Consider the following 20628-nt stretch of genomic DNA (forward strand, 5'->3'; position numbering starts at 1 on the left):
TTTTCTATCAACGCGATATATCGCAACTTGGAGGGATCATGTCTGACGAACTATGGACCGTGACGGGCCCGCAAACCATTGATGTGGAGAATGTCCGCTCTCTCAAACTGGGCATTGTCAAAGGCCGCTTTGACGTGGTGACGCACGACGAGCCGTTTGTCCGCATCGAGATCAGCGAGATCACGGGCGACCCTCTGACGGTCACGCTTGTTGACGGAAGGCTGGAAGTACGCCACCAACTCCAAGGACCGCAGGGCTGGTTCCGCAACCTGATGGGTACCGTCAACAACACCAGCAGCAACTCGGTGATCGTCGGCATTGCGCTACCATCCGGCGTCGACGTTGAGGCGGGTACCGTGAGCGGTGACGGCATGGTCTCGGGAATCAGCGGCCGCACTCGTCTGAACACGGTCTCCGGTTCGGTCCTTGCCGACAGCACCAGCGGCGAATTGCACGTCAATACAGTCAGTGGCGAGGTCATCGCCAGAAACCACGACGGCGTCCTGACCGCCAAGAGCGTCTCAGGCGAAGTCACCGCTTCGGGCAAGTTCAAGAACGTCCGTGCGAGCACCGTGAGCGGCGACCTCAGCTTTGACCTGCAGGACTACACCAACGACCTCGGGGCCAATTCCGTCTCCGGAGACCTGACTATCCGGCTGCCACATGATGTCGGCCTGGACATCGTGGCGAAGTCGGCCAGCGGTACCGTGGTGATCGACGACCAGATGTACGCCCAGCCCGGCAGCAACGTTCACACCATTGTGGGCCCGGACGAAAAACTGATGCTGGTTCGGACCAACACGATGTCCGGGAAGACCTACATCATGCACGGATCGGCGCCCACACCGGAAAACGGCCACCCGGCCCCCGGGGAATCGGGCCTCTGATGCCCCCGGTTTTTGCGCACGGCGCCCTGCGACTGTACCTGCTTGCCTTGCTCGAGACAGGTCCGAAGCACGGCTATGAGCTGATCAAGGAGTTGGGCGAGCGATTCGGCGGCACCTACTCCCCCAGCGCCGGAACCATCTACCCGCGTTTGGGAAAGCTGGAGGAGGAAGGCCTCGTTGCCACGGAGGCCGAAGGGCGTCGCACCAAGTACCTCATCACTGATGCCGGCCGCGCTGAGCTGGACAGCCGCCGGCAGGAGCTTGCCGATGTAGAGGACACAATTTCGGCCTCCGTCAGGCGGCTCGCCGACAATCTGCGGGAGGACATCCGAACCAATATGCGCGGCTTGCGGGCAGATCTCGCAGCCACCGCCGAGGCCGCCCGCACCAGCGCTTCTTCGGCTGCATTTCGGAGCAGGACAGCGGGCTACACTCCTGAAGGTCAGCGCATCCTCAAGGAAGCGGAACTATTGGTCCAGTCCTTTAGGGACGACATTCGTGTCGAATTGCGCCAGCACGGCGCCGCTCATCCGCTGACTCCCATTGCACTTGAAACCGTGCGCACTGTATTGGACCAGGCCCGCATCTCGATCAGGAACTCGCTGCGAAACTGACTAACGGGCTGCTCCGAGGGAGCACGACACCCGCCCGGTTCGCGGCGCAGCGCTCTGATGTGCGAAACTGGAGGGCAGCTTTATTGAGTATCAATCCTTGAAGGAGGCCAGCTATGAGCAAGCGTGCACGTAAGCGTCGTGACCGTAAGCGCGGCGGCGCGAACCACGGCAAGCGTCCCAACACCTAAGCCATCGGCTTAGCGTCACAGGCTTAAAAGCGAAGGACCCGGAAACCATGCGGTTTCCGGGTCCTTCGCAGTTAAGAGCTGGAGAAGTTGCCCCCTGTGAAGGGATCAGCTCTGGAGCGCCGGAGTTGTATCAGGCGTCCACGGCTTTGATGGAGTGAATCCTGTCAAGAATCGAGTTCTTGAGGTTTTCCGGCGCAGATTCAGTGCATGAGCGCTTGACCATGGTGCGGATGAGGCACTCAAGGTCGTACTGCTCGGCACATTCCTCGCAGGTGTCCAGGTGCTGCTTGATCTCAGTGAGGTCCTCGCGGGTCAACGCACCGTCGAGGTACTCGTAGATCCGCTGCATTCGCGTATCGTCGCAATCGCCCAATCCCTGGCAGTCGCTCATTTCTCTTTCTCCTGATTGTTGCTTCCGGCCGCGGCCTGATCATCGGTTTGGGCCCTGAAGCCCCGTTCGGCGGCATAGTCCGCCAGCATGTCCCGCAGCATCTTCCTGCCGCGGTGCAACCGTGACATGACCGTGCCGATCGGGGTGTTCATGATTTCTGAAATTTGCTTGTAGGCGTACCCTTCAACATCCGCGAAGTAGACCGCCAGCCGGAATTCCTCAGGAATTGACTGCAAAGCGTTCTTCACGTCGGAGTCAGGGAGGTGGTCCAGAGCCTCAGTCTCAGCGGACCGTAAGCCCGCGGAGGTATGCGACTCCGCCTTGGCCAACTGCCAATCCTCGATCGTGTCCGAGTTGGACTGCAGAGGCTCACGCTGCCGCTTCCGATAGAGATTGATGTACGTGTTGGTCAGGATGCGGTACAGCCAGGCCTTAAGGTTGGTACCCGGCTTGTACTGGTGAAAGGCCGAAAACGCCTTGGTGTAAGCCTCTTGGACCAGATCTTCGGCATCGGAGGGGTTGCGCGCCATCCGCATGGCTGCCGAATACAGTTGGTCCACGTACTGCATCGCGTCGCGCTCGAAGCGCTCCCGCCGCTGTTCAGGAGTCTCCGTAGCAGGATCGACGTCGGGTGCAACAGCTGCGTCGTCGTCCGCGTCGGCTGCCTGGTACATGGCCGCTGCGGCCGGTTCAATGGTGCTCATCGTTGCCAAGTCTACTGTCAGCGTGGGCGAATCCGGCTGCGCACCAAACCCAACCTCCGGTAGAACCATGCGGTCCTTCACCAAAGTCAAAAAACCAACTCCGTTCAGCGAGGCGGCATCACCATGCCGCGGTCCGGTCTCCGCCGCACCTGAAACTCACAACGGCTGCCGCTGGGTAAATATTCCGCAAAAGTGCAAGACTAGAGCAGACTGCACCCCTTGAGCACAACACTCATCGAACTAATGTGGCAAGCCATCCAGGAGGCAAGACATGTCTGTTATCCGTTTTCTCGCACGTCCCATGCTCGCGTCCAGCTTCGTCGTCGCAGGGCTGGACAAGCTCAGGAACGCGGACGACACTGCGAAGCAACTCTCACCCGTCCTTCGCCGCGCCTCGGAATCCCTGCCCTTCAAAACTGACGAAAAGACACTCGCGCGCGTCATCGGCGGTGCACAGCTGGGCGCCGGAGCATTGCTCGGGCTCGGCAAACTCTCCCGCTTCGCCGCCACGGTCCTCGCTATCACGTCGGCCTTGAACTCCTATGTCGAGTGGCGTTCGGCCGATATCAGCACGAAGGAAGGCCGGAGCGCCCGCAAGGCCCAGTTGCTGAAGAACATTTCCCTCACGGGCGGCGTGCTTCTTGCCTCAGTTGATACAGAAGGCCGGCCGAGCATTGCCTGGCGGGCAGAACACTTGGCGGCCGATGCCAAAAAAGTGACAGGCAAGCAGATCAAGCGCGCAGACAAAGCAGTTCGCAAAGCCGTAGACAACGCAGTTGGAGCATAAGGAAGCATGACAGGCACCACCCCCGCTAACACCGAATCAACAAAAGCCGCCACCACGCTCCCCTTGTGGCCGGCCCCTCATGCCAAGGGGCCCGTGGACGCAACGGTGACGGTCCCCGGTTCAAAGTCCCTGACAAACCGGTTCCTGGTGTTGGCGGCTTTGGCGGATGGTCCCTCACGGTTGAGGGCTCCCCTTCATTCCCGCGACTCCGCACTGATGATCCAAGCCCTCCGGCAGTTGGGTGCAACCGTCACCGAAGTACCCGGTGACGGCCACTTCGGACCGGACCTGGAAATTACACCCATGGATCCGGCTGCGTCGGGCGCGGAGACGGCAATCGACTGCGGACTGGCCGGAACCGTCATGCGGTTCGTTCCCCCGTTGGCGGCACTGCGTAACGGCGTTACAGTCTTCGACGGCGACCCCCACGCACGCAACAGACCCATGGGAACCATCATCGAAGCCTTGATCGCCCTCGGCGTTCCGGTGGCAGCGGACGGCGGCAGGACGCCGTCGTCCCTTCCCTTCGCTGTGGACGGTACCGGCGAGGTCCGGGGCGGCCATCTGGTGATTGACGCCAGCGCATCGTCCCAGTTCGTTTCCGCGTTGCTGCTGGTGGGTGCCCGCTTCGTTGAGGGCCTGCATCTGGAGCACGTGGGCAAGCCCGTTCCCAGCTTGGACCACATCACCATGACCGTGGAGGTCCTCCGCAGCGTGGGCGTGGTCGTGGACGATTCCGTACCCAACCACTGGCGGGTCTCCCCTGGCCGCATCCGGGCTTTTGACCAGCGTATCGAACAAGACCTCTCCAACGCAGGGCCTTTCCTCGCCGCCGCGCTGGCCACGCGTGGCACCGTCCGCATTCCCAATTGGCCTGCCGGCACCACACAAGTGGGCGACCAGTGGCGCACCATCCTGACCGCCTTGGGAGCAGAGGTGACCTTCCAGGACGGAACGCTGACAGTGACTGGCGGCGCCGAAATTAAGGGAGCCGACTTCGACGAAACCAGCGAGCTGGCACCTACTGTTGCCGCGCTGTGCGCGTTGGCCACCGGGACCTCCCGGTTAACCGGCATTGCCCACCTCCGCGGGCACGAAACTGACCGGCTTGCCGCCCTTGTAGCCGAGATCAACGGCCTCGGAGGCGACGCGGAAGAGACCGCCGATGGCTTGGTGATCCGGCCGGCGACCCTTCACGGGGGCGTGGTCCACAGCTATGCCGACCACCGCATGGCTACTGCCGGCGCGATCCTTGGTCTCGCCGTCGAAGGCGTACAGGTTGAGGACATCGCCACGACGTCCAAGACCATGCCGGAATTCCCACAGATGTGGGCGGCCATGCTGCAGCCAACCGATGCCGATGAGGCCAGTAACTGATCATGGGCCGTGACGCACGTTCCTGGGACGAATCCGACGTCCGGATCCGTCCCAGCAAAAAAGGATCCAGGCCCCGCACCAAGGATCGCCCCAGCCACGACGACGCCGTGATAGGCAGGATCATCACCGTGGACCGCGGGCGCTACAGGGCTATTGTGGGCGAAGATTCCGCACATGAGCGCATCGTGATTGCAGCCCGCGCCCGTGAACTGCGGCGCAATCCCGTTGTCCCTGGCGACTTCGTCGCTTTGGTGGGTGACGTCTCCGGGTCCCCCGACACTCTGGCGCGCCTGGTGCGGGTGGAAGAGCGGAAGACGCTCCTTCGCCGCAGCGCTGATGATACGGACCCCATCGAACGAGTGGTTGTAGCCAATGCCGATCAGCTCGTTGTGGTTGTTGCGGCGGCCAACCCGGAACCACGTACCGGATTTATTGACCGTGCTTTGGTTGCAGCATACGACGCCGGCATCGAGCCGTTGCTGCTTATCACCAAGGCGGACGTCAAGGATCCGGCGGAGCTCCTTGCCAATTACCTGAGCTTGGACTTTCCCGTGATCATCAGCCGTACGGCTGACTCCGAGGCCGGCGGCATCGATGCCCGCTCGGATGATGGACTCTCAGCCCGGCTGGACAAGGACGCCGTCTCCCAGCTCCGCTCACATCTGGGTGGCAAAGTCACCGTCATGCTCGGCCACTCAGGTGTAGGCAAATCCACCATGGTCAATGCACTGACGGGGGCAGAGCGCGCGACTGGCGGCGTCAACGCGGTGACGGGCCGTGGCCGGCACACGTCATCCTCGGCTTTGGCGCTGAAGCTGGACGATGCCCCGTCCGGCAGCTGGATCATCGATACTCCCGGCATACGCTCCTTCGGCTTGGCGCATGTGGACCCGGACCGGATCCTCCATTCCTTCCCGGACCTTGAGCCCGGCACGGAAACCTGCGACCGCGGCTGCAAGCACGGTGCCACCGCCACCAATTGCGGGCTTGATGCATGGGTGAACGATGGCCATGCAGGCCCATCAGGAGTGGCGCGGCTGGCCTCCCTGCGCCGCTTGCTGGGTGCAGACCCACGACTCGAAGCGAAAGAGACCAAGGAACTGGGCACCGTCAACTGATCGTTACCGGCTTCACGTCCCCAATGAGGCGAACGATTCAGGATAGTTTGGTGGCATGACCCATCCCGTTTCCACGTACAACGATGACCTGCGCCTTGCCCATGTCCTCGCTGACTCAGTCGATGCCCAGACCATGGATCGCTTCAAAGCGCTGGACCTCAAGATCGAAACCAAGCCCGACCTCACGCCTGTCACTGACGCTGACAAGGCCGCTGAGGAAGCAATCCGCGGTCAGCTGTCCCGCTCGCGCCCACGTGATGCGGTCCTGGGCGAGGAGTTCGGCAGCAGCGGCCACGGCTCGCGCCGCTGGATCATCGACCCCATCGACGGAACCAAGAACTTCGTCCGGGGTGTTCCGGTGTGGGCAACGTTGATCGCCCTCGTGGACGAAGGCGAACCCGTCGTGGGCGTCGTGAGCGCCCCCGCGTTGGGCAAACGCTGGTGGGCTGCCAAGGACATGGGTGCCTACATGGGGCGGTCCCTCGCCTCGGCCACTCGCCTCAAAGTTTCCAACGTCTCCAGCCTGGCAGACGCCTCCATGTCCTACTCAAGCCTTTCGGGCTGGAAGGAAAGGGGCAACCTTGACGAGTTCCTGGACCTCACCGAAGACGTCTGGCGCACGCGTGCCTATGGTGACTTCTGGTCGTACTGTCTCGTGGCCGAGGGCGCAGTGGACATCGCCTGCGAGCCTGAGCTGAACCTTTATGACATGGCAGCACTCGTCCCCATCGTCACTGAGGCCGGCGGCCGTTTCACGTCCCTGGAAGGCGAAGACGGTCCTTTCGGCGGCAATGCACTGGCTACCAACTCGATCCTTCACTCCGAGGTCCTCAAGCGGCTCAACCCCGGCCTGGACGACCTTCTCTAAACTTTTCATCGCCTTGTCTAACCAGTAGGCGACGGAATTTTCGACGGCGGCAGCCCCCTTTTGGGGGTCTCCGCCGTTTTTTATTCGACGAAGCAGGCATTTTGCCTTCCGCGTAACAAAAGGCTTAACAATCGGCAGCGGCTTTGGATGGGCCCCCGGACGTGCTCTAGCCTTTTTACAGGTCACGAGTGCCAGCGCTAAACCCCGGTTTGCTGGCCGGCAACCCTCCATTCGCGGTGGGGTGCCCCGGGTGACGACCCGGCCGGTCCGGAACGGATGCGGCAAGCGCGGATCCCCTCCGGGGGTCCCTCTTGAGTGAGGTCCCATGAGCACTGTCACGTTCGACTCAAACATCATTCCGTCCTTCGCCGCAGAAACCACAGCAGAAACAGCCCCTGCTGCACGGCCGCTGGCGGCTGTTACCGGCGCCGAGTTGCAGGCGCCCCTGATTCAGGGCGGACATGTTCGCTACGCAAACCTCGACTACGGGGCATCGGCTCCGGCGTTGACCATCGTCTCGGCGTACCTCAACGAAGTCCTTCCCTACTACGCGAGTGTCCACCGCGGCGCAGGCTACGCCTCCCAAATCAGCACGTCGGTGTACGAGAACTCCAGGAACATCGTCCGTGACTTCGTCGGTGGGCGGCCGGATGATTCTGTCATCTTCACCCGGAACACCACGGACTCCTTGAACCTGCTGGCCGGGTGCCTTCCGCAGATCGACGGCAAGCCCGCAGGCGAGGTCCTGTACCTGGATATCGAGCACCACGCCAACCTGCTTCCATGGCAGGGTGTACCGCACCGCAGCGTCGTAGCGGCCCCCACCCTGTCCGCCACACTGGACAAACTCCGCGGAGAGTTGGCCCAGGGCGGTGTCAGCCTGCTTGCGGTGACCGGAGCCTCCAACGTCACCGGCGAAATTCTTCCCATCGCAGAACTTGCTTCCCTGGCCCACGAATACGGTGCGCGGATCGTGGTGGATGCCGCCCAGCTCGCTCCGCACCGCCGGATCAATATCACCGAAGCAGACGTCGACTACATTGTCTTCTCCGGACACAAGCTCTACGCTCCCTTCGGCGCCGGCGTCGTGGTGGGCCGTCCCGACTGGCTCGACGCCGGCACTCCGCATCTGGCCGGTGGCGGCGCGGTCCGTGAAGCCCGTTTGGACTCCGTCAACTGGGCGGCCGGCCCCGCACGGCACGAGGGCGGCTCCCCCAACGTGCTGGGAGCCGCAACGCTCGCTCGCGCCACCCAGGTGCTCGCAGGCCTGGACCAGGACGCGTGGCACGCCCACGAGGCTGCCATCCGCTCGTACTTGGTGGAAGGCCTGGAGGCCATCGACGGCGTGACAGTCCACAAGATCTTCACTGACTCCTTGGACACCATCGGTGTGGTCAATTTCTCCGTCGAAGGATTCGACGCCGGATTGGTGGCCGCTTACCTGGCAGCGGAGCACGGCGTGGGCCTGCGAGATGGCCGCTTTTGCGCCCACCCGCTCCTCAAGCGCCTCGGGCTTCCCTCAGGCTCTTTGCGCGCCAGCTTCGGCGTCGGCTCCCGGTTGGAGGACGCCACCAGGCTGCTAGCAGGCATCCAAGGGCTCAAGCGCGACGGACTGGGCTGGGACTACGTGGTGGACGAGGGCCGCTGGGTTCCCGCCAATGACCACCGCAGCTACCCCGAGTGGGCGCCAAACACTCCGGGCACTGCGGGCGCAGCTCCCTGCACGGTCGACTAAGAACACAGTGAACCGGGCGTCCCGGCCGCTGCGGTAAATTCGTAGGGTACCTTTTGGCCACCCTGTGAAGGAGTTCTGCGTGTCCCTGCGTACCCCGGGCCCCGCAAACGGTGCGGCCGGCATTCCCGGACCCGCTGGACCGCGAGGTCCCAAGCTCCACGCTGCCCGTCGGCGCGAACTCGGCCAGAGCTTCCAGGACGGCGGAGAACACTATGACCGCGTGCGTCCTGGCTACCCACAGGACTCTCTGGATTGGCTCGTTCCTCCCGGGGCGCGGTCCGCGGCCGACCTCGGTGCGGGCACAGGCAAGTTCACGGCACTCCTCATCGAACGCGGACTGGCGGTCACCGCCGTCGATCCTTCCACGGACATGCTGGAGCAATTGCGAAAGAGCTACCCCCACGTCAACGCGTTGGAGGGAACGGCAGAGGCAACCGGACTGACGGACTCAGCATTCGACGTCGTCAGCGTTGCCCAGGCCTGGCACTGGTGCGAGCCCCTCGCAGCGAGCACGGAGATCGCCCGGATCCTGCAGCCCCACGGGGTCCTGGGGTTGATCTGGAATCAATTGGACACTTCGGTTCCCTGGGTTCACCGCCTTTCACGCATCATGCATGCAGGCGATGTCCACAAGCCCGGTTTCCGGCCAGTCGTCGGTCCGGAGTTCGAAGGCCTGGAATCCCACCTGACCAGGTGGGAGGATTCCCTGACGCCGGAGGACATCATGGAATTGACCAAGTCCCGCAGCTACTATCTCCGCGCCAACGATGCCACCCGGGCGAAGGTCATGCACAACCTGGAGTGGTACCTCCACGACCACCTCGGTCATTCCCCGGGTGAAACCATCGGGTTGCCCTACATGACGCAAACCTGGCGGGCATTCAAAATTCAGGGCACGACGCCACGGTAGGCTTAGGGTGTGAAGACCAGTACGCCCTCCTCCTCGATTGAGGACTACGTCAAGGTCATCTACTCCTACACGGAGTGGCAGGACAAACCAATTACGTCCTCCCAGCTCGCCCAGCGCTTGGGGGTGGCCAATTCCTCGGTGTCCGAGATGGTACGCAAGCTCAAGGACCAGGGCTTGGTGGATCACCAACCCTATAGCGCCATCAGGCTGACCCCTCAAGGTATGCGGCTCGCCCTCTCCATGGTTCGCCGGCACCGGCTCATTGAGACGTACCTGGTGGAGGAACTCGGCTACAGCTGGGACGAAGTCCATGACGAAGCCGAAATGTTGGAACATGCGGTGTCCGATACGTTCATAGAGCGTATGTCTGCCAAGCTTGGCCATCCTGTCCGGGACCCGCACGGCGACCCTATTCCGTCGGCCGATGGTTCAGTCGAGTTGCCGCACGCCTACCGGATGATCGAACTGGACCAGGGCCACTCGGGCCGCATCACACGAATCAGCGACGAAAATCCGGACCTCCTGCGCTACCTTGCCTCGGAGGAGATATCCCTGGACGCACCGGTCGAAGTCGTGGGCCGTAAACCTTTCGGCGGAGCCTTGGTAGTGCGCATCGGCAGCGGCGCAAAAGGCCGCGAGTTCGACCTCGCGGACGAAGTCACCTCGGCCCTCTGGGTCCAGAGCTCCGAGACGCACGAAGGGTGCGTTCTTCCGGCCCGTTAAGCCGGGGCGCCTCAGAGGTCAGCCGCGCTGCCCGGCCGCACCGCCGTCGTCGGAGGCTGTATCAGGTTCGCTGAGAGTGGTTGTCGCGACTTCCTGTACCGGGTTCCGGATTCCGACGGCGGACGCCACCGCCCCGATCAGGAACAGGCCTGCTGTTACCAGCAAGGCGTTGTAGAGTCCGTCCCTAGTGAAAGCCGGCCCCACAATCACCCCGGCGAAGGCGATGGAGATCAGGCCTGCTATACGGGCCACGGCGTTATTCACGGCCGAACCAATCCCGGCCTCCTCCGAAGGGACAGCGCCCAGGATGGCGGCCGTCAGGGGCGCCACCAACGTCGCCAGGCCAAGGCCAAAGACAATCTGCCCCGGGAGCACCTGCGTCCAGTAGTTGAGCGGGTCCTGAACAGACAGCGACATCAGGAACCCCGCCCCGCACAATAAGGGGCCGATCGTCATGAACCATCTTGGCCCGTACTTGCCAGCGAGGCCGCCAAAGTACGATGCACCCAGCATCAGGATGACTGTGCCGGGAAGCAGCGCCATACCCGCCACCGTGGCGCCCATGCCGCCCACTTGCTGCAGATAGATGCCCAACACGAAGAAGCCCAGGGAAATGGCGGCATAGATGGCCAGCGTGGCGAGATTACCCCAGGCAAAGTTGCGGATACTGAAAAGTCTCAGCGGCAACATGGGTTCAGCAGTCCTGGACTCGTGAACCAGGAACAGAACCATGGCAACTACACCCACCAGAAACGGAGCCCATACCTGGGCACTGCTCCATCCCATCCTCCCCTGTTCGATGAAGGCATACACCGGTCCTCCCAGGCCCACCATGGCTAGGAAAGCCCCCAGGTAGTCGATGCTCTTGCTCTTGTCCCTCGTGGCATCGGACGCCCGGAGACCGGCAAGCATGGGCCAAATGGCAACCGCGGGTATGACGTTGATGAAGAAGATGACCCGCCAGGACAGAAGATCCACGGCCACACCACCGATGAGCGGACCCACAATGGCCGCGGCGCTTGTCCAGCCGGACCATTGCCCAATGGCCTTCGACTGCGCCGGGCCTGAGAACGACGAGATGATCATGGCAAGCGAACTCGGAACCAGGAGGGCGCCAGCGATCCCTTGGAGAGCCCGCGAAACCACCAGCACCTCTCCGGTCCATGCCAGCCCGCACATGACCGAGGTCAGCGCGAAACCGGCGAGGCCCCATTCAAGAATCCTTGCCCTGCCGAAATGGTCGGATAATGAGCCGGCCACCAGGATCAACGCCCCCAAGGTGAGCAAGTACGCGTCCACCACCCATTGCTGAATGACCAGGCCGCCACCCAGTTCACGCCCGATCGCCGGAAGTGCGAGATTCACCACAAATCCATCAAGGATCGCGATGAACGAAGCCACAATCGCCACCACAAGTACGCGCTTTTGGAGCGGAGTTCTCGGCAGGAGGGCCGCTGCGTCAGTCATGTGCACAGCCTACGCCGGGGAAGTCCCGTATCGTTGAATGGTGATTAGCAGACGTGATGCCGCCTTGGCCCTTGATATTTCGATGGAAATGGCCCAACGCCACGGCATTCCGTCCCGCCTCTCAGAGGCCGAGCTCAGGGAGATGCAGGACAACCCCCCGGCGTGGCTGGTACAGTCCCGGGCCAACCGCACCGGCAAGCGACCCGTCTGGGTTCATCTGACATGCGCTGTGTGCGGCTACTCCGAAGCCGTTCGCCCCAAGAAATGGTGGCCGGACTTCTCCTTCGTCTTCTGCGGCACCCACCGAAACAACGAACTTCCCGAACTCTTCCTCGGCGACGTACGCAGCGAATACGAGGGCGTCGGAAGCCGTTTCATCGGCGTGGTGGACGTTCGTGAGGACCAAGGCTAGACAGGGAGCCTCAGCCGGCAAACACCTAGGCCGGCTGACTCATTTCGGATGGCACGGCTGTGATCTTCAGGGCCTTGCCTTCGCGGAGCACCGTCAAGGGGAAAGGCTCGCCGATAGCGTCGGCAAAAAGCAACTTCTGCAGGCTTTCAGCGCTGGAAACCGCACGGTCCTGCGCACGCAACACCACGTCCCCCGGTTGAAGTCCGGACAACTCCGCAGGCGAGCCCGGAATGACCTCCACCACCCGCAGACCCTCCTTCTGGCCGGTCCGTACCACCGCACTCGCATCGAGGGGTATCGGAGTGCTGACCAGGCCAAGGTATGCGCGGCGAACGCGGCCGTCCCTCAGCAGCGACGCGATGATCCGTTGTGTCGTGGTGTTGATTGGTACTGCCAGTCCCAGCCCGAGGCCGGCAACGGCGGTGTTGATGCCCACGATTCGTCCCCTTGTGTCGGCCAATGCACCCCCGGAGTTTCCCGGATTCAGGGCGGCGTCGGTTTGGATGACATCCTCGATCACACGCCTGTGCTCCCCCGCCCTCACGGGAATGGACCGCCCCAATCCGCTCACTACGCCAGCGGTCACCGAACCGGCCAGGCCCAGCGGATTCCCCACGGCAATCACCAATTGGCCTACCCGCAACGTGTCGGCATTGCCCAGCAATGCCGGCGGCGGGGTGGACTTCAGGCCACGGACCACTGCGAGGTCGGAGAGTGGATCTGCTCCCACCAGCTCCACATCAGTGTGCTTGCCATCAGCGAATACAGCCCGGCCGGACTGGATGCCCGCCACTACATGCGCGTTGGTCAGCATATATCCGTCGGCGGTGAAGACCACCGCGGAGCCGCTTCCCCCACGGACCCGGCCACGGCGGTCAGTACTTGTCATCTCGATCGCGGCAACATGGGGCGTCACTGATTCAGCAACGCGTATGACGATCCGGGAGTACGCATCCAAGGCTTCATGGTCGTCTGCGGATTGCTCTTCGAATGCCGGATTTGTGCTCATCACGTGCCTCCTGCCAATATCCAGCCACGCTTAACCGCGATCCTTCGGCAAAGCCCCAACAAGTACAACTGCCAAGCAGGTGCCGGTAGTCCTGAACACGCTACGCCGTAGGTGAACGCACGGTGCATTCGGCAAAAGAAAACCCCCGGATCACGAGGATCCGAGGGCTTTCCGGGGTGGAGATGGGGGGAATTGAACCCCCGTCCGATGTCGTTTTGTCAGGGCTTCTCCGGGCGCAGTTCGCGTCGGATTTTCTCGGCCCCAGCCATCCTGCGAACAGGTGGCTGATCCGGGCCCAGTCATCTAAGAGTCCCGTTTACCTCAATGACGAAGGCAAACAGCAGTGGCTATCTAAATGACGCCAGGAACCGGGGCGATAGCAACCCCGGGCTGACGGACTGTCTTACTGCTTAGGCAGCGAGAGCGAAGTCAGTGCGCTTAGATTCGGCACTTATTGGTTTGCAGACAGCGTTTACGAGATAATTCTGCATCCTCGGCCCGCTTCACCTGTCGCGACTAACATCGTCGAAACCGATCATCCCCGTATTTTGTTACCAAACCCGGCAAGAGTTCTTAAACTCCTGTCGGACTACTCATCATAACGCATTCATCCGGCGGATCATTCCCGGACACGCGCTGCCTAGCGTCGGTTGCGTTCCCGCAACTCGCGCAGGGACTCACGCTTGTCCTGCTGCTCACGGAGTGTCTGGCGCTTGTCGTAATCCTTCTTACCGCGGGCGATGGCGATTTCCACCTTGGCCCGGCCATCCAGGAAGTAGAGCTGGAGAGGCACCACGGTGAATCCGGACTCGCGAATTTTCTGCGAGATCTTGTCCAGTTCATCGCGGTGCAGCAGGAGTTTACGACGGCGCCGCGCGGCATGGTTGGTCCAGCTCCCCTGATGATATTCAGGGATGTGGATGCCCTCCATCCAGAGTTCGTCGTTGTAGAAGGTACAGAAGCCATCAACCATGGAGGCATGACCTTCACGGAGGGACTTCACCTCTGTTCCCATGAGGGCAATGCCTGCCTCATAGGTGTCCATGACATGGTAGTTATGCCGGGCCTTCCGATTGGTGGCCACTACCTTACGGCCACTTTCCTTGGGCACGGTAGAACTCCTTGGTTAGATGCGGATTTCAACTAGTGTACGCCAGCGCGGCATAGCCTCTGCGCGCTATCGACACGCTAGAGGAGAGTCATGGGGTCCACTGCTGCACTGTTGAGCCAGGTTTCGAAGTGCGCGTGGCAACCAGTCGAGTTACCCGTGCTGCCCGAGTATGCGATGAGTTGCCCCGCCGATACTTGCTGGCCGTTGGCTACGACAATGCTGCTGTTGTGGTAATAGATGGTGGTCAGCGAGTTGCCTTGCACCACACCATGGGACAGTTTTACCCGCCATCCGCCGCCGTCGGCCGAGTTCCAGCCCGAGTTGAAGACCTCGCCCGCTGCCGCTGCGTAGACGGGCGTGCCACATGCCGCACCGAAGTCGATGCCGGTGTGCATGTAACCACCGGTGCCATAGAAATCAATGGTGCCTGGTGGCGTTGCACGCCAGCCAAATCCGGAGGTGATGGGGACAGCACTTGCGAAGGGGTGCCGAAGGCCGAACGCCGACGGCGAACCAGCCGGCGGAGGGGAATATGGCGGTTCCGGAGGTGCAGGCCTACCTTGCGCTGCTGCTGCAGCAGCAGCCGCGGCCGCAGCCTCTTCAGCAATCCGGCGCTGTTCCGCTTCCCATGCTTCCCTCAGCTTCCGGTCACGCTCCACGATCTCGGCGGCCACCGTATTTTGTTCGGCCTTCACGCGGGCGAGATTGGCTTCGATGCCCGGTTTGGCTGCCTGAAGTTGTCCGTTGAGGCGGGTGGTGTCCTCGATCAACTTGTCTACTTCGGCCTTCTTGCTCGCCGCCTCGTCCCTTGCCGACTTTTCCCGGTCAAGTGCAGCGTCCGCCTTGGCCTTCAGGTCTTGGATTTCTTCCTCGACGGCAACGAGCCTCGCCTGGGAGTTCACGTTGGTGGCGTTCTGCTGGGTGAGTTTGGTCATCGCCGCGTTTTGGCTGCGCATGGCTTGGTCAGCCAAATCCATGGACTCGGTCAGGCTGCCGGATTCGCTGGACCCGAATAAAAGCGCGATATTCGTGGGGACGCCTCCGGATTTGTACGCCTGGGAGGCAATCTGCCCGATCAACTTCTTGGTGTCAGTGATCTTCTGCTTATCACTCTCCAACTGCTCCGTGATCTTGGCCTTGTTCTGCTGGGCAAGCTCAACCCTGGCAGCAAGTGCCTCGACTTCCTTGACCGCACTCGCCACCCGGCCCTGTGCCTCAAGCAGGGCCTGCTGTGCGCCGGGAAGGCGACCCTGGTAGATCACCAGGTCACCGGCAGCCTTTGCGATGTTTGAGTCAACAAATTCGAGTGAAGCCTGGACACGGGCCGCTTCAGCTTCCAACGCAGCCTGCTGGTCCTCGAGGCTGTCCGCCTGAGCAGTTGGAGCGCCGGACAGGAGGCTGACAGCCAGGCCCACAGCAAGAACCGCTCCCACAAACCGAGCATGACCCGACGCAAGGCGTCGGCGCAGGGGGTTCGGGTCCAACGTGGTCATCAGGAGTCCTTTTCGCTTGTCAGCATTGTTGATTGTTGAGTCAGGGCGTTCACGGCTAGACCTTCAGGTAACGCCGGAGCGTCAAAAGGGAAGATATGCCGGCCAAGCCCGCGCCAAGCGCAATGAGCACCGGCGCGATCACCAGGACCTGGGTGGAGGAGATGAACGGGGTATTGAGGAACTGCCTCGACAGGTCGCCGTTGAGCCAGAAGTGCGCCATGAGCCAGAGCGTGATGGAAGCCAGCAGTGCTCCCACTACGGCAGCAATGACCCCTTCCAGGATGAACGGCAATTGGATGACCGTCTTTGACGCGCCCACGAGTCGCATGATCCCTGTCTCCCGCCGTCGGCTGAACGCCGACAGCCGGATGGTGGTGGTGATCAACAAGACCGCGCAGAAAATCATCACCGCCGCCACGCCCATGGCAGCAACCGATGCCCCGTTCATCCAGGAAAAGATGCGTTCGAGCACCTGCCGCTGGTCACTGACTGTCTCAACGCCCGGTTGAGAGGAAAACGTTTCGCTGATGATTTCGTACTTTTCGGGGTTCTTCATGTTGATCCGGAAGGAGGCCGGCAACTGGTCTTCAGATACCGAATCCACTATCGGTGAGTTGGAGAACTGCTCTTTGAAGTGGGTGTACGCCTCAGCTTGCGACTCGAACTGGAAATCGTTGATGTACGGCTTGATTGCCGGGGACTCGAGCATGGCCTGAAGGTTCGCCTGCTGTTCCTTGGTGGCCGACCCCGAAGCGCAGCCCACCGCCGTCGAACCGTCATTGCAGAGGAAGACCGCTACCTGGACTTTGTCGTACCAGTAGCCCTTCATCTGGTTGATCTGCATCTGCAGCATTCCTGCCGCACCCACGAACGTCAGCGAAACAAAGGTCACCAGCACCACGGAGATCACCATGGAGAGGTTCCGGCGCAGGCCGCTGCCGATCTCCCCCAGGATAAACAAAAGCCTCACAGCTGTGCCCCCTGCGCACGGTTGAGTTCCTCGCCGCTGGCATCCCTCAGCCGGCGCGATTCGCCAACCACGGGGATCATCGATGTGTAAAGCGCCTTGGCTTCGTCGCGAATGACCTTGCCGTTCTTGAGTTCCACCACGCGGCGGCGCATTTCATTGACAATGTCGTCGTCGTGGGTTGCCATGACTACCGTGGTGCCGTTCTGATTGATTTTGTCCAGGACTCCCATGATTCCCATCGAGGTGATGGGGTCCAGGTTTCCGGTCGGTTCGTCCGCCAGCAGAATGCCGGGGCGGTTTACGACGGCGCGGGCGATCGCTACGCGCTGCTGCTCGCCACCGGAAAGTTCATGGGGCATGCGACGTTCCTTGCCCTCCAGGCCGACCGTCTTCAGAACCTCAGGCACTGTCTCCCGGATAATCGAGCGACTCTTGCCGATCACCTGCATAGCGAAAGCAACGTTAGCGAAGACGTTCTTCTGCGGGAGCAACCGGAAGTCCTGGAAGACAACGCCAATTCCGCGCCGCAGCTTAGGGACGCGCCAGCTCGAAATGTTCGCAACGTTCTGGCCGGCGACGTACACGGACCCGGAGGAGGCTTTGTCCTCTTTAAGGATCAACCGCAGGAACGTTGACTTGCCTGACCCTGAAGCGCCCACCAAGAAGGTGAACTCGCCGCGGTTGATCTCAAGGCTCACAGAATCGAGCGCCGGTCGGGCATTCTGCTCATAGACCTTGGTGACATTCTCAAATCTGATCATGGCCCTTAGAACCCCGCCGGACATGACATAGTCGCCCAGTCCAACAGCCGGAGCGCGGGCTTTCGATGGGGGAAGTGAGAGCACCGGCCACTCGACTATACGCACGGGCCAGCCGCTATTCCGCGGCTTTCAGGGGCGTGTCGCGGAATCCGAACTCTCACGTGACCCGGGCCACAATGCCCGGGTGCTAGTTGGCCGCTGCGTTGCGGTTGCCGGTACGCCAGCGAATGCCGGCGTCGATGAAGTCATCGATATCCCCGTCAAGCACTGCCGAAGTGTTGCCCACTTCGTGTTCCGTCCGCAGGTCCTTGACCATTTGGTATGGATTGAGGACGTAGGAACGCATCTGGTCACCCCAGGACGCCTTAACGTCTCCGGCCAACGCCTTCTTTTCCGCGTCTTGCTGTTCCTTCTTCACCAGAAGCAACCGGGACTGGAGCACACGCATGGCGGCTGCACGGTTCTGAAGCTGCGATTTCTCATTCTGCATCGAAACCACAATGCCCGTAGGGATGTGCGTCAGCCTCACAGCGGAGTCTGTGGTGTTGACGGACTGGCCGCCCGGACCCGAGGAACGGAAGACGTCAACGCGGATTTCGTTGTCCGGGATCTCAATGGAGTCCGTCTGCTCGATCAAAGGGATGACCTCCACCGCGGCGAAGGATGTCTGACGGCGCCCCTGGTTATCGAAAGGACTGATGCGGACCAGCCGGTGCGTTCCGGCTTCAACACTCAACGTGCCGAAGGCGTAGGGTGCCTTGACTTCGAAGGTGGCGGATTTCAGGCCGGCTTCCTCGGCATAGGATGTGTCCATCACCGTGGTCGGGTAGCCATGGCGTTCAGCCCAACGCAAATACATCCTCATCAGCATCTCCGCGAAATCGGCAGCGTCCACGCCACCGGCTCCTGCCCTGATGGTAACTACGGCTTCGCGTTCGTCGTACTCGCCCGACAACAGCGTTGTTATCTCCAGCTCCGCAAGCGCCTTGCGAATGGACGAAAGTTCTTTGGCCGCTTCCGCCATCGAGTCCTCATCGCCCTCATCCTGGCCCAGTTCAACCAGAACTTCGAGGTCGTCAATCCGGGATGCGAGCTTGGAAAGGCGCTCAACTTCGGACTGCCGGTGCGACAACCTTGAAGTGATCACCTGGGCAGAAGCAGGATCATCCCAGAGGTCCGGAGCCCCGGCCTGCTCGCTCAGTTCAGCGATCTCAGTCTTGAGTGCATCAACATCGGTGACGTTCTCGATTGAGCTGTACGTTGCTCGAAGTGCGCGGATTTCCGCGGGAAAATCAATTTCAGCCATGATCATCCCAGCGTACGCTATCCGTTGCACTCCCCGGTGGCTCCCCCACTCTGTGCCCGTGCCCGCGCGACATCTCATGACCGGGACCTCTCATTACCGGGTCCGCCTATTACTGAGTCAGCCGGGATCGGGCCGTTGACCTCGCTTCAATGAGAATCCCCTCCGGCAGTAGAAAGCTGATCACGGGCGGATGCGCCACTGCGGTGAGTACTACTACCGCCGTACCGCCCGGCTCGCTGCCCGTACCCGCTCCAACAGCCAGGTGGTCATGCCGGGAAAAGGCGTTACTTGCATCAAGGTAGGAGCCGGCTGAGGCGATCACTGTCGCATCCACCAGCGATGTGGAAGGAACGTAGCTTCCGCCGATATGCGCCACCGTGTAGGAGTCCGCGGCCGCGAGCGCCGCTCCGTCAGCCAAAGACAGCAACTTCTTGTGCTCCAGGTAGACAGCTGACGCTGCCATGACCACCGAAGCCAGGAGGAGTAATAACAGCACGAACCCGACGATAAGAACCGTTATCTGGCCTTCTTCCCGCCTTCTCGATGAAACTACTGTCATTGGTAACGCCCTACAACCTGCGATGCCGACGCACTGAGTCGGCTTGCGTTCAACCGCAGGGAGTCCCCGAAGGGCATCAAGGGTAAGGGAACATCCAAGCGCACAGTGACAGTCACCGTTGCGCCTGCTGACAAGCAACCCCCGCGATCACATTCGATGGCGATGCTGGCCTGCTCCGGCGAATAACCGTGATCCTTGAGAGCGACAAGCACGCTGCGCTCCGCTGCTGTCCTTGCGATGACCGGGTCCCGTTGGGTCACAAAGACTTTAGCTGCTTGATCGGCAGCGCCCACCACGGCAAACGACCCGCCCTGAATCTGGCCAACGGTCACTACGAAATAGACCACCGGGACCATGAGGAGCAAAGCCAGGAAGGTAAATTCCACCACGGCGCTGCCCTTTTGTGCTTCGTGGGGTGGAACGCAATCCCCTACCTTCCCAGCCCATCCCGCTGGCAAGCACAGGGCATCGCGCAGCCTGCTTTTGAACACATTTTTCACCGCGGCGAGTGGTGGCATTCGCGCGTCACCTTGGGAGATCAGCATGTCCCGTCACCTCCAACAATTTACCGGGGCCGATCAGACCAAATACCGGCAGAGGGGCCTTTACTGTCACTTCCAAGGTTCGGACCCCCTCAATGGTGACTTCCGTTGAAGTGACATCGCGGGCAAAATCACCGTTCAACGCAGCGCCAATCAACTCCGCGGTCCTGGCACGGGCATCCATAGACGTGCGATCCGACAAGGCCCCGTATCGCGCTCCGGAAGCGGCGGCATCGACGAGTGTGTTCCGAACGTGCAGCATCAGCGTGAGTTGAACTATCGAGATAAAAAACAAGGTCAGCAGGGCACCAACCAAGACGAAGTCCACCGCAGCAGACCCGCGCTCATGTGCGGCATTCGTGGGCACTGAGTGAGAAGAGTCATCGACGACGCCGTCGTAGTCCATCCCGCGTCCTACTTGCCCACCTTGCTCATCGCTTGATTGAAAAGGTCGCCCAATGCCGGTGTCGCGATGGCAAGAAGTCCTGCCACGAGGATCGCAGACATCAGTGTGATCATCACCCACCCAGGTACGTCACCGCGCTCGTGGTCTTCCCTGGGGTGTGTCGTCCTGTGGGCAATCGCCACGAACAACCACCATGAGCAGAGGAGCAGGATTGAGATAACGGACAGTTTGCTTGCACTTCGTTTCATGGTCTTCCTCAGTGTATTTCGAGACGTTGCTGACTTAGCGTG

The 20628-nt window shown here is 61.5% G+C and carries 24 protein-coding genes, 1 other RNA gene and 1 riboswitch; of the genes, 11 read left to right on the forward strand and 14 right to left on the reverse strand.

Going from position 1 to position 20628, the window contains the following annotated elements:
* The first annotated feature begins 38 nt into the window (after positions 1–38).
* The 3 genes from ARUE_RS13985 (at position 39) to ARUE_RS25090 (ending at position 1689) form a co-directional block, all read left to right on the forward strand.
* Positions 39–887 carry a DUF4097 family beta strand repeat-containing protein gene (locus ARUE_RS13985; protein ID WP_014922204.1) on the forward strand — a complete coding sequence of 283 codons (849 nt, stop codon included), beginning with the start codon at positions 39–41 and terminating at the stop codon, positions 885–887.
* On the forward strand, positions 887–1501 hold the full coding sequence (locus ARUE_RS13990; protein WP_011775299.1) for a PadR family transcriptional regulator: 615 nt from the start codon (positions 887–889) through the stop codon (positions 1499–1501). The genes ARUE_RS13985 and ARUE_RS13990 overlap by 1 nt, the downstream gene beginning before the upstream one ends.
* Positions 1502–1614: 113 nt before the next feature.
* Entirely contained in the window at positions 1615–1689 is a 75-nt protein-coding gene (locus tag ARUE_RS25090) for a 50S ribosomal protein bL37 (RefSeq protein ID WP_369299106.1), read from the forward strand.
* A gap of 130 nt (positions 1690–1819) precedes the next feature.
* Here ARUE_RS25090 and rsrA read toward each other — a convergent pair whose 3' ends face one another.
* Positions 1820–2080 (reverse strand): mycothiol system anti-sigma-R factor, encoded by a 261-nt coding sequence (gene rsrA / locus ARUE_RS13995; protein ID WP_011775300.1) that lies wholly within the window; start codon positions 2078–2080, stop codon positions 1820–1822.
* Complete coding sequence (locus ARUE_RS14000; protein WP_011775301.1) at positions 2077–2874, reverse strand: sigma-70 family RNA polymerase sigma factor; 798 nt, start codon at positions 2872–2874, stop codon at positions 2077–2079. Before ARUE_RS14000 ends, rsrA begins: the two co-directional genes overlap by 4 nt.
* Positions 2875–3055: 181 nt before the next feature.
* On the opposite strand from ARUE_RS14000, the gene ARUE_RS14005 reads away from it, so the two are divergent.
* The 7 genes from ARUE_RS14005 to ARUE_RS14035 all read left to right on the forward strand — a co-directional run bounded on the left by ARUE_RS14005 (position 3056) and on the right by ARUE_RS14035 (position 10302).
* The gene (locus ARUE_RS14005) at positions 3056–3571 is read left to right on the forward strand and encodes a DoxX family membrane protein (protein WP_011775302.1); all 516 of its coding nucleotides are present in this window, start codon (positions 3056–3058) and stop codon (positions 3569–3571) included.
* A 6-nt stretch (positions 3572–3577) separates the two neighbouring features.
* On the forward strand, positions 3578–4948 hold the full coding sequence (gene aroA, locus ARUE_RS14010) for a 3-phosphoshikimate 1-carboxyvinyltransferase (RefSeq protein WP_043470431.1): 1371 nt from the start codon (positions 3578–3580) through the stop codon (positions 4946–4948).
* 2 nt (positions 4949–4950) lie between these two features.
* Complete coding sequence (gene rsgA / locus ARUE_RS14015) at positions 4951–6066, forward strand: ribosome small subunit-dependent GTPase A (protein ID WP_011775304.1); 1116 nt, start codon at positions 4951–4953, stop codon at positions 6064–6066.
* Positions 6067–6121: 55 nt separating this feature from the next.
* Positions 6122–6934, forward strand: coding sequence for a histidinol-phosphatase (hisN, locus tag ARUE_RS14020; protein ID WP_011775305.1), 813 nt, complete (start codon positions 6122–6124; stop codon positions 6932–6934).
* A 180-nt stretch (positions 6935–7114) separates the two neighbouring features.
* Positions 7115–7228: riboswitch (SAM riboswitch) on the forward strand.
* Between the two features lie 31 nt (positions 7229–7259).
* Entirely contained in the window at positions 7260–8669 is a 1410-nt protein-coding gene (locus ARUE_RS14025) for an aminotransferase class V-fold PLP-dependent enzyme (RefSeq protein ID WP_014922207.1), read from the forward strand.
* Positions 8670–8754: 85 nt separating this feature from the next.
* Positions 8755–9579, forward strand: coding sequence for a class I SAM-dependent methyltransferase (locus tag ARUE_RS14030; protein ID WP_286140381.1), 825 nt, complete (start codon positions 8755–8757; stop codon positions 9577–9579).
* A 9-nt stretch (positions 9580–9588) separates the two neighbouring features.
* Positions 9589–10302, forward strand: coding sequence for a metal-dependent transcriptional regulator (locus tag ARUE_RS14035; protein WP_011775307.1), 714 nt, complete (start codon positions 9589–9591; stop codon positions 10300–10302).
* 18 nt (positions 10303–10320) lie between these two features.
* On the opposite strand, the gene ARUE_RS14040 is transcribed toward ARUE_RS14035, so the two are convergent.
* Positions 10321–11775, reverse strand: a complete 1455-nt coding sequence (locus ARUE_RS14040) for a DHA2 family efflux MFS transporter permease subunit (protein ID WP_014922209.1) — start codon at positions 11773–11775, stop codon at positions 10321–10323.
* 31 nt (positions 11776–11806) lie between these two features.
* Here ARUE_RS14040 and ARUE_RS14045 point away from each other — a divergent pair, with 31 nt between their 5' ends.
* Positions 11807–12181 carry a hypothetical protein gene (locus ARUE_RS14045; RefSeq protein WP_286139753.1) on the forward strand — a complete coding sequence of 125 codons (375 nt, stop codon included), beginning with the start codon at positions 11807–11809 and terminating at the stop codon, positions 12179–12181.
* A 25-nt stretch (positions 12182–12206) separates the two neighbouring features.
* On the opposite strand, the gene ARUE_RS14050 is transcribed toward ARUE_RS14045, so the two are convergent.
* The 11 genes from ARUE_RS14050 to ARUE_RS14095 all read right to left on the reverse strand — a co-directional run bounded on the left by ARUE_RS14050 (position 12207) and on the right by ARUE_RS14095 (position 20586).
* Entirely contained in the window at positions 12207–13190 is a 984-nt protein-coding gene (locus tag ARUE_RS14050) for a S1C family serine protease (RefSeq protein WP_187329887.1), read from the reverse strand.
* Between the two features lie 174 nt (positions 13191–13364).
* Positions 13365–13733: a transfer-messenger RNA gene (gene ssrA, locus ARUE_RS23585) on the reverse strand.
* Between the two features lie 97 nt (positions 13734–13830).
* Positions 13831–14301 carry an SsrA-binding protein SmpB gene (smpB, locus tag ARUE_RS14055; RefSeq protein WP_011775311.1) on the reverse strand — a complete coding sequence of 157 codons (471 nt, stop codon included), beginning with the start codon at positions 14299–14301 and terminating at the stop codon, positions 13831–13833.
* 77 nt (positions 14302–14378) lie between these two features.
* A complete protein-coding gene (locus tag ARUE_RS14060) occupies positions 14379–15794 on the reverse strand; it encodes a M23 family metallopeptidase (protein ID WP_014922212.1) in 1416 nt (471 codons plus the stop codon).
* A gap of 55 nt (positions 15795–15849) precedes the next feature.
* A complete protein-coding gene (ftsX, locus tag ARUE_RS14065) occupies positions 15850–16764 on the reverse strand; it encodes a permease-like cell division protein FtsX (RefSeq protein ID WP_014922213.1) in 915 nt (304 codons plus the stop codon).
* Positions 16761–17525 carry a cell division ATP-binding protein FtsE gene (gene ftsE, locus ARUE_RS14070; protein WP_017198501.1) on the reverse strand — a complete coding sequence of 255 codons (765 nt, stop codon included), beginning with the start codon at positions 17523–17525 and terminating at the stop codon, positions 16761–16763. Before ftsE ends, ftsX begins: the two co-directional genes overlap by 4 nt.
* A 187-nt stretch (positions 17526–17712) precedes the next feature.
* Positions 17713–18831: a peptide chain release factor 2 gene (prfB, locus tag ARUE_RS14075; protein WP_043471348.1), complete on the reverse strand. Its 1119-nt coding sequence runs from the start codon at positions 18829–18831 to the stop codon at positions 17713–17715.
* A gap of 109 nt (positions 18832–18940) precedes the next feature.
* Complete coding sequence (locus ARUE_RS14080) at positions 18941–19390, reverse strand: pilus assembly protein TadG-related protein (RefSeq protein ID WP_011775316.1); 450 nt, start codon at positions 19388–19390, stop codon at positions 18941–18943.
* Positions 19387–19779: a hypothetical protein gene (locus tag ARUE_RS14085; RefSeq protein ID WP_353580100.1), complete on the reverse strand. Its 393-nt coding sequence runs from the start codon at positions 19777–19779 to the stop codon at positions 19387–19389. The genes ARUE_RS14080 and ARUE_RS14085 overlap by 4 nt, the downstream gene beginning before the upstream one ends.
* A gap of 136 nt (positions 19780–19915) precedes the next feature.
* Complete coding sequence (locus tag ARUE_RS14090) at positions 19916–20338, reverse strand: TadE family protein (protein ID WP_014922218.1); 423 nt, start codon at positions 20336–20338, stop codon at positions 19916–19918.
* Positions 20339–20346: 8 nt separating this feature from the next.
* Positions 20347–20586 carry a hypothetical protein gene (locus tag ARUE_RS14095; protein WP_011775319.1) on the reverse strand — a complete coding sequence of 80 codons (240 nt, stop codon included), beginning with the start codon at positions 20584–20586 and terminating at the stop codon, positions 20347–20349.
* Positions 20587–20628: the final 42 nt, after the last annotated feature.

Origin of the sequence: Arthrobacter sp. Rue61a (assembly GCF_000294695.2) — a bacterium.
Classification (GTDB): Bacteria; Actinomycetota; Actinomycetes; order Actinomycetales; family Micrococcaceae; genus Arthrobacter; species Arthrobacter aurescens_A.

Excerpts from the sequence above, each read along its gene's own strand:
- hisN (WP_011775305.1), top strand. The coding sequence starts at position 6,122 with ATGACCCATCCCGTTTCCACGTACAACGATGACCTGCGCCTTGCCCAT.
- ARUE_RS13985 (WP_014922204.1), top strand. The coding sequence starts at position 39 with ATGTCTGACGAACTATGGACCGTGACGGGCCCGCAAACCATTGATGTG.
- aroA (WP_043470431.1), top strand. The coding sequence starts at position 3,578 with ATGACAGGCACCACCCCCGCTAACACCGAATCAACAAAAGCCGCCACC.
- ARUE_RS14060 (WP_014922212.1), bottom strand. The coding sequence starts at position 15,794 with ATGACCACGTTGGACCCGAACCCCCTGCGCCGACGCCTTGCGTCGGGT.
- ARUE_RS14090 (WP_014922218.1), bottom strand. The coding sequence starts at position 20,338 with ATGGACTACGACGGCGTCGTCGATGACTCTTCTCACTCAGTGCCCACG.
- prfB (WP_043471348.1), bottom strand. The coding sequence starts at position 18,831 with ATGGCTGAAATTGATTTTCCCGCGGAAATCCGCGCACTTCGAGCAACG.
- rsrA (WP_011775300.1), bottom strand. The coding sequence starts at position 2,080 with ATGAGCGACTGCCAGGGATTGGGCGATTGCGACGATACGCGAATGCAG.
- ARUE_RS14095 (WP_011775319.1), bottom strand. The coding sequence starts at position 20,586 with ATGAAACGAAGTGCAAGCAAACTGTCCGTTATCTCAATCCTGCTCCTC.
- ARUE_RS14025 (WP_014922207.1), top strand. The coding sequence starts at position 7,260 with ATGAGCACTGTCACGTTCGACTCAAACATCATTCCGTCCTTCGCCGCA.
- ARUE_RS14045 (WP_286139753.1), top strand. The coding sequence starts at position 11,807 with ATGGTGATTAGCAGACGTGATGCCGCCTTGGCCCTTGATATTTCGATG.
- rsgA (WP_011775304.1), top strand. The coding sequence starts at position 4,951 with ATGGGCCGTGACGCACGTTCCTGGGACGAATCCGACGTCCGGATCCGT.
- ARUE_RS14080 (WP_011775316.1), bottom strand. The coding sequence starts at position 19,390 with ATGACAGTAGTTTCATCGAGAAGGCGGGAAGAAGGCCAGATAACGGTT.
- ftsE (WP_017198501.1), bottom strand. The coding sequence starts at position 17,525 with ATGATCAGATTTGAGAATGTCACCAAGGTCTATGAGCAGAATGCCCGA.
- ARUE_RS14050 (WP_187329887.1), bottom strand. The coding sequence starts at position 13,190 with ATGAGCACAAATCCGGCATTCGAAGAGCAATCCGCAGACGACCATGAA.
- ARUE_RS13990 (WP_011775299.1), top strand. The coding sequence starts at position 887 with ATGCCCCCGGTTTTTGCGCACGGCGCCCTGCGACTGTACCTGCTTGCC.
- ARUE_RS14005 (WP_011775302.1), top strand. The coding sequence starts at position 3,056 with ATGTCTGTTATCCGTTTTCTCGCACGTCCCATGCTCGCGTCCAGCTTC.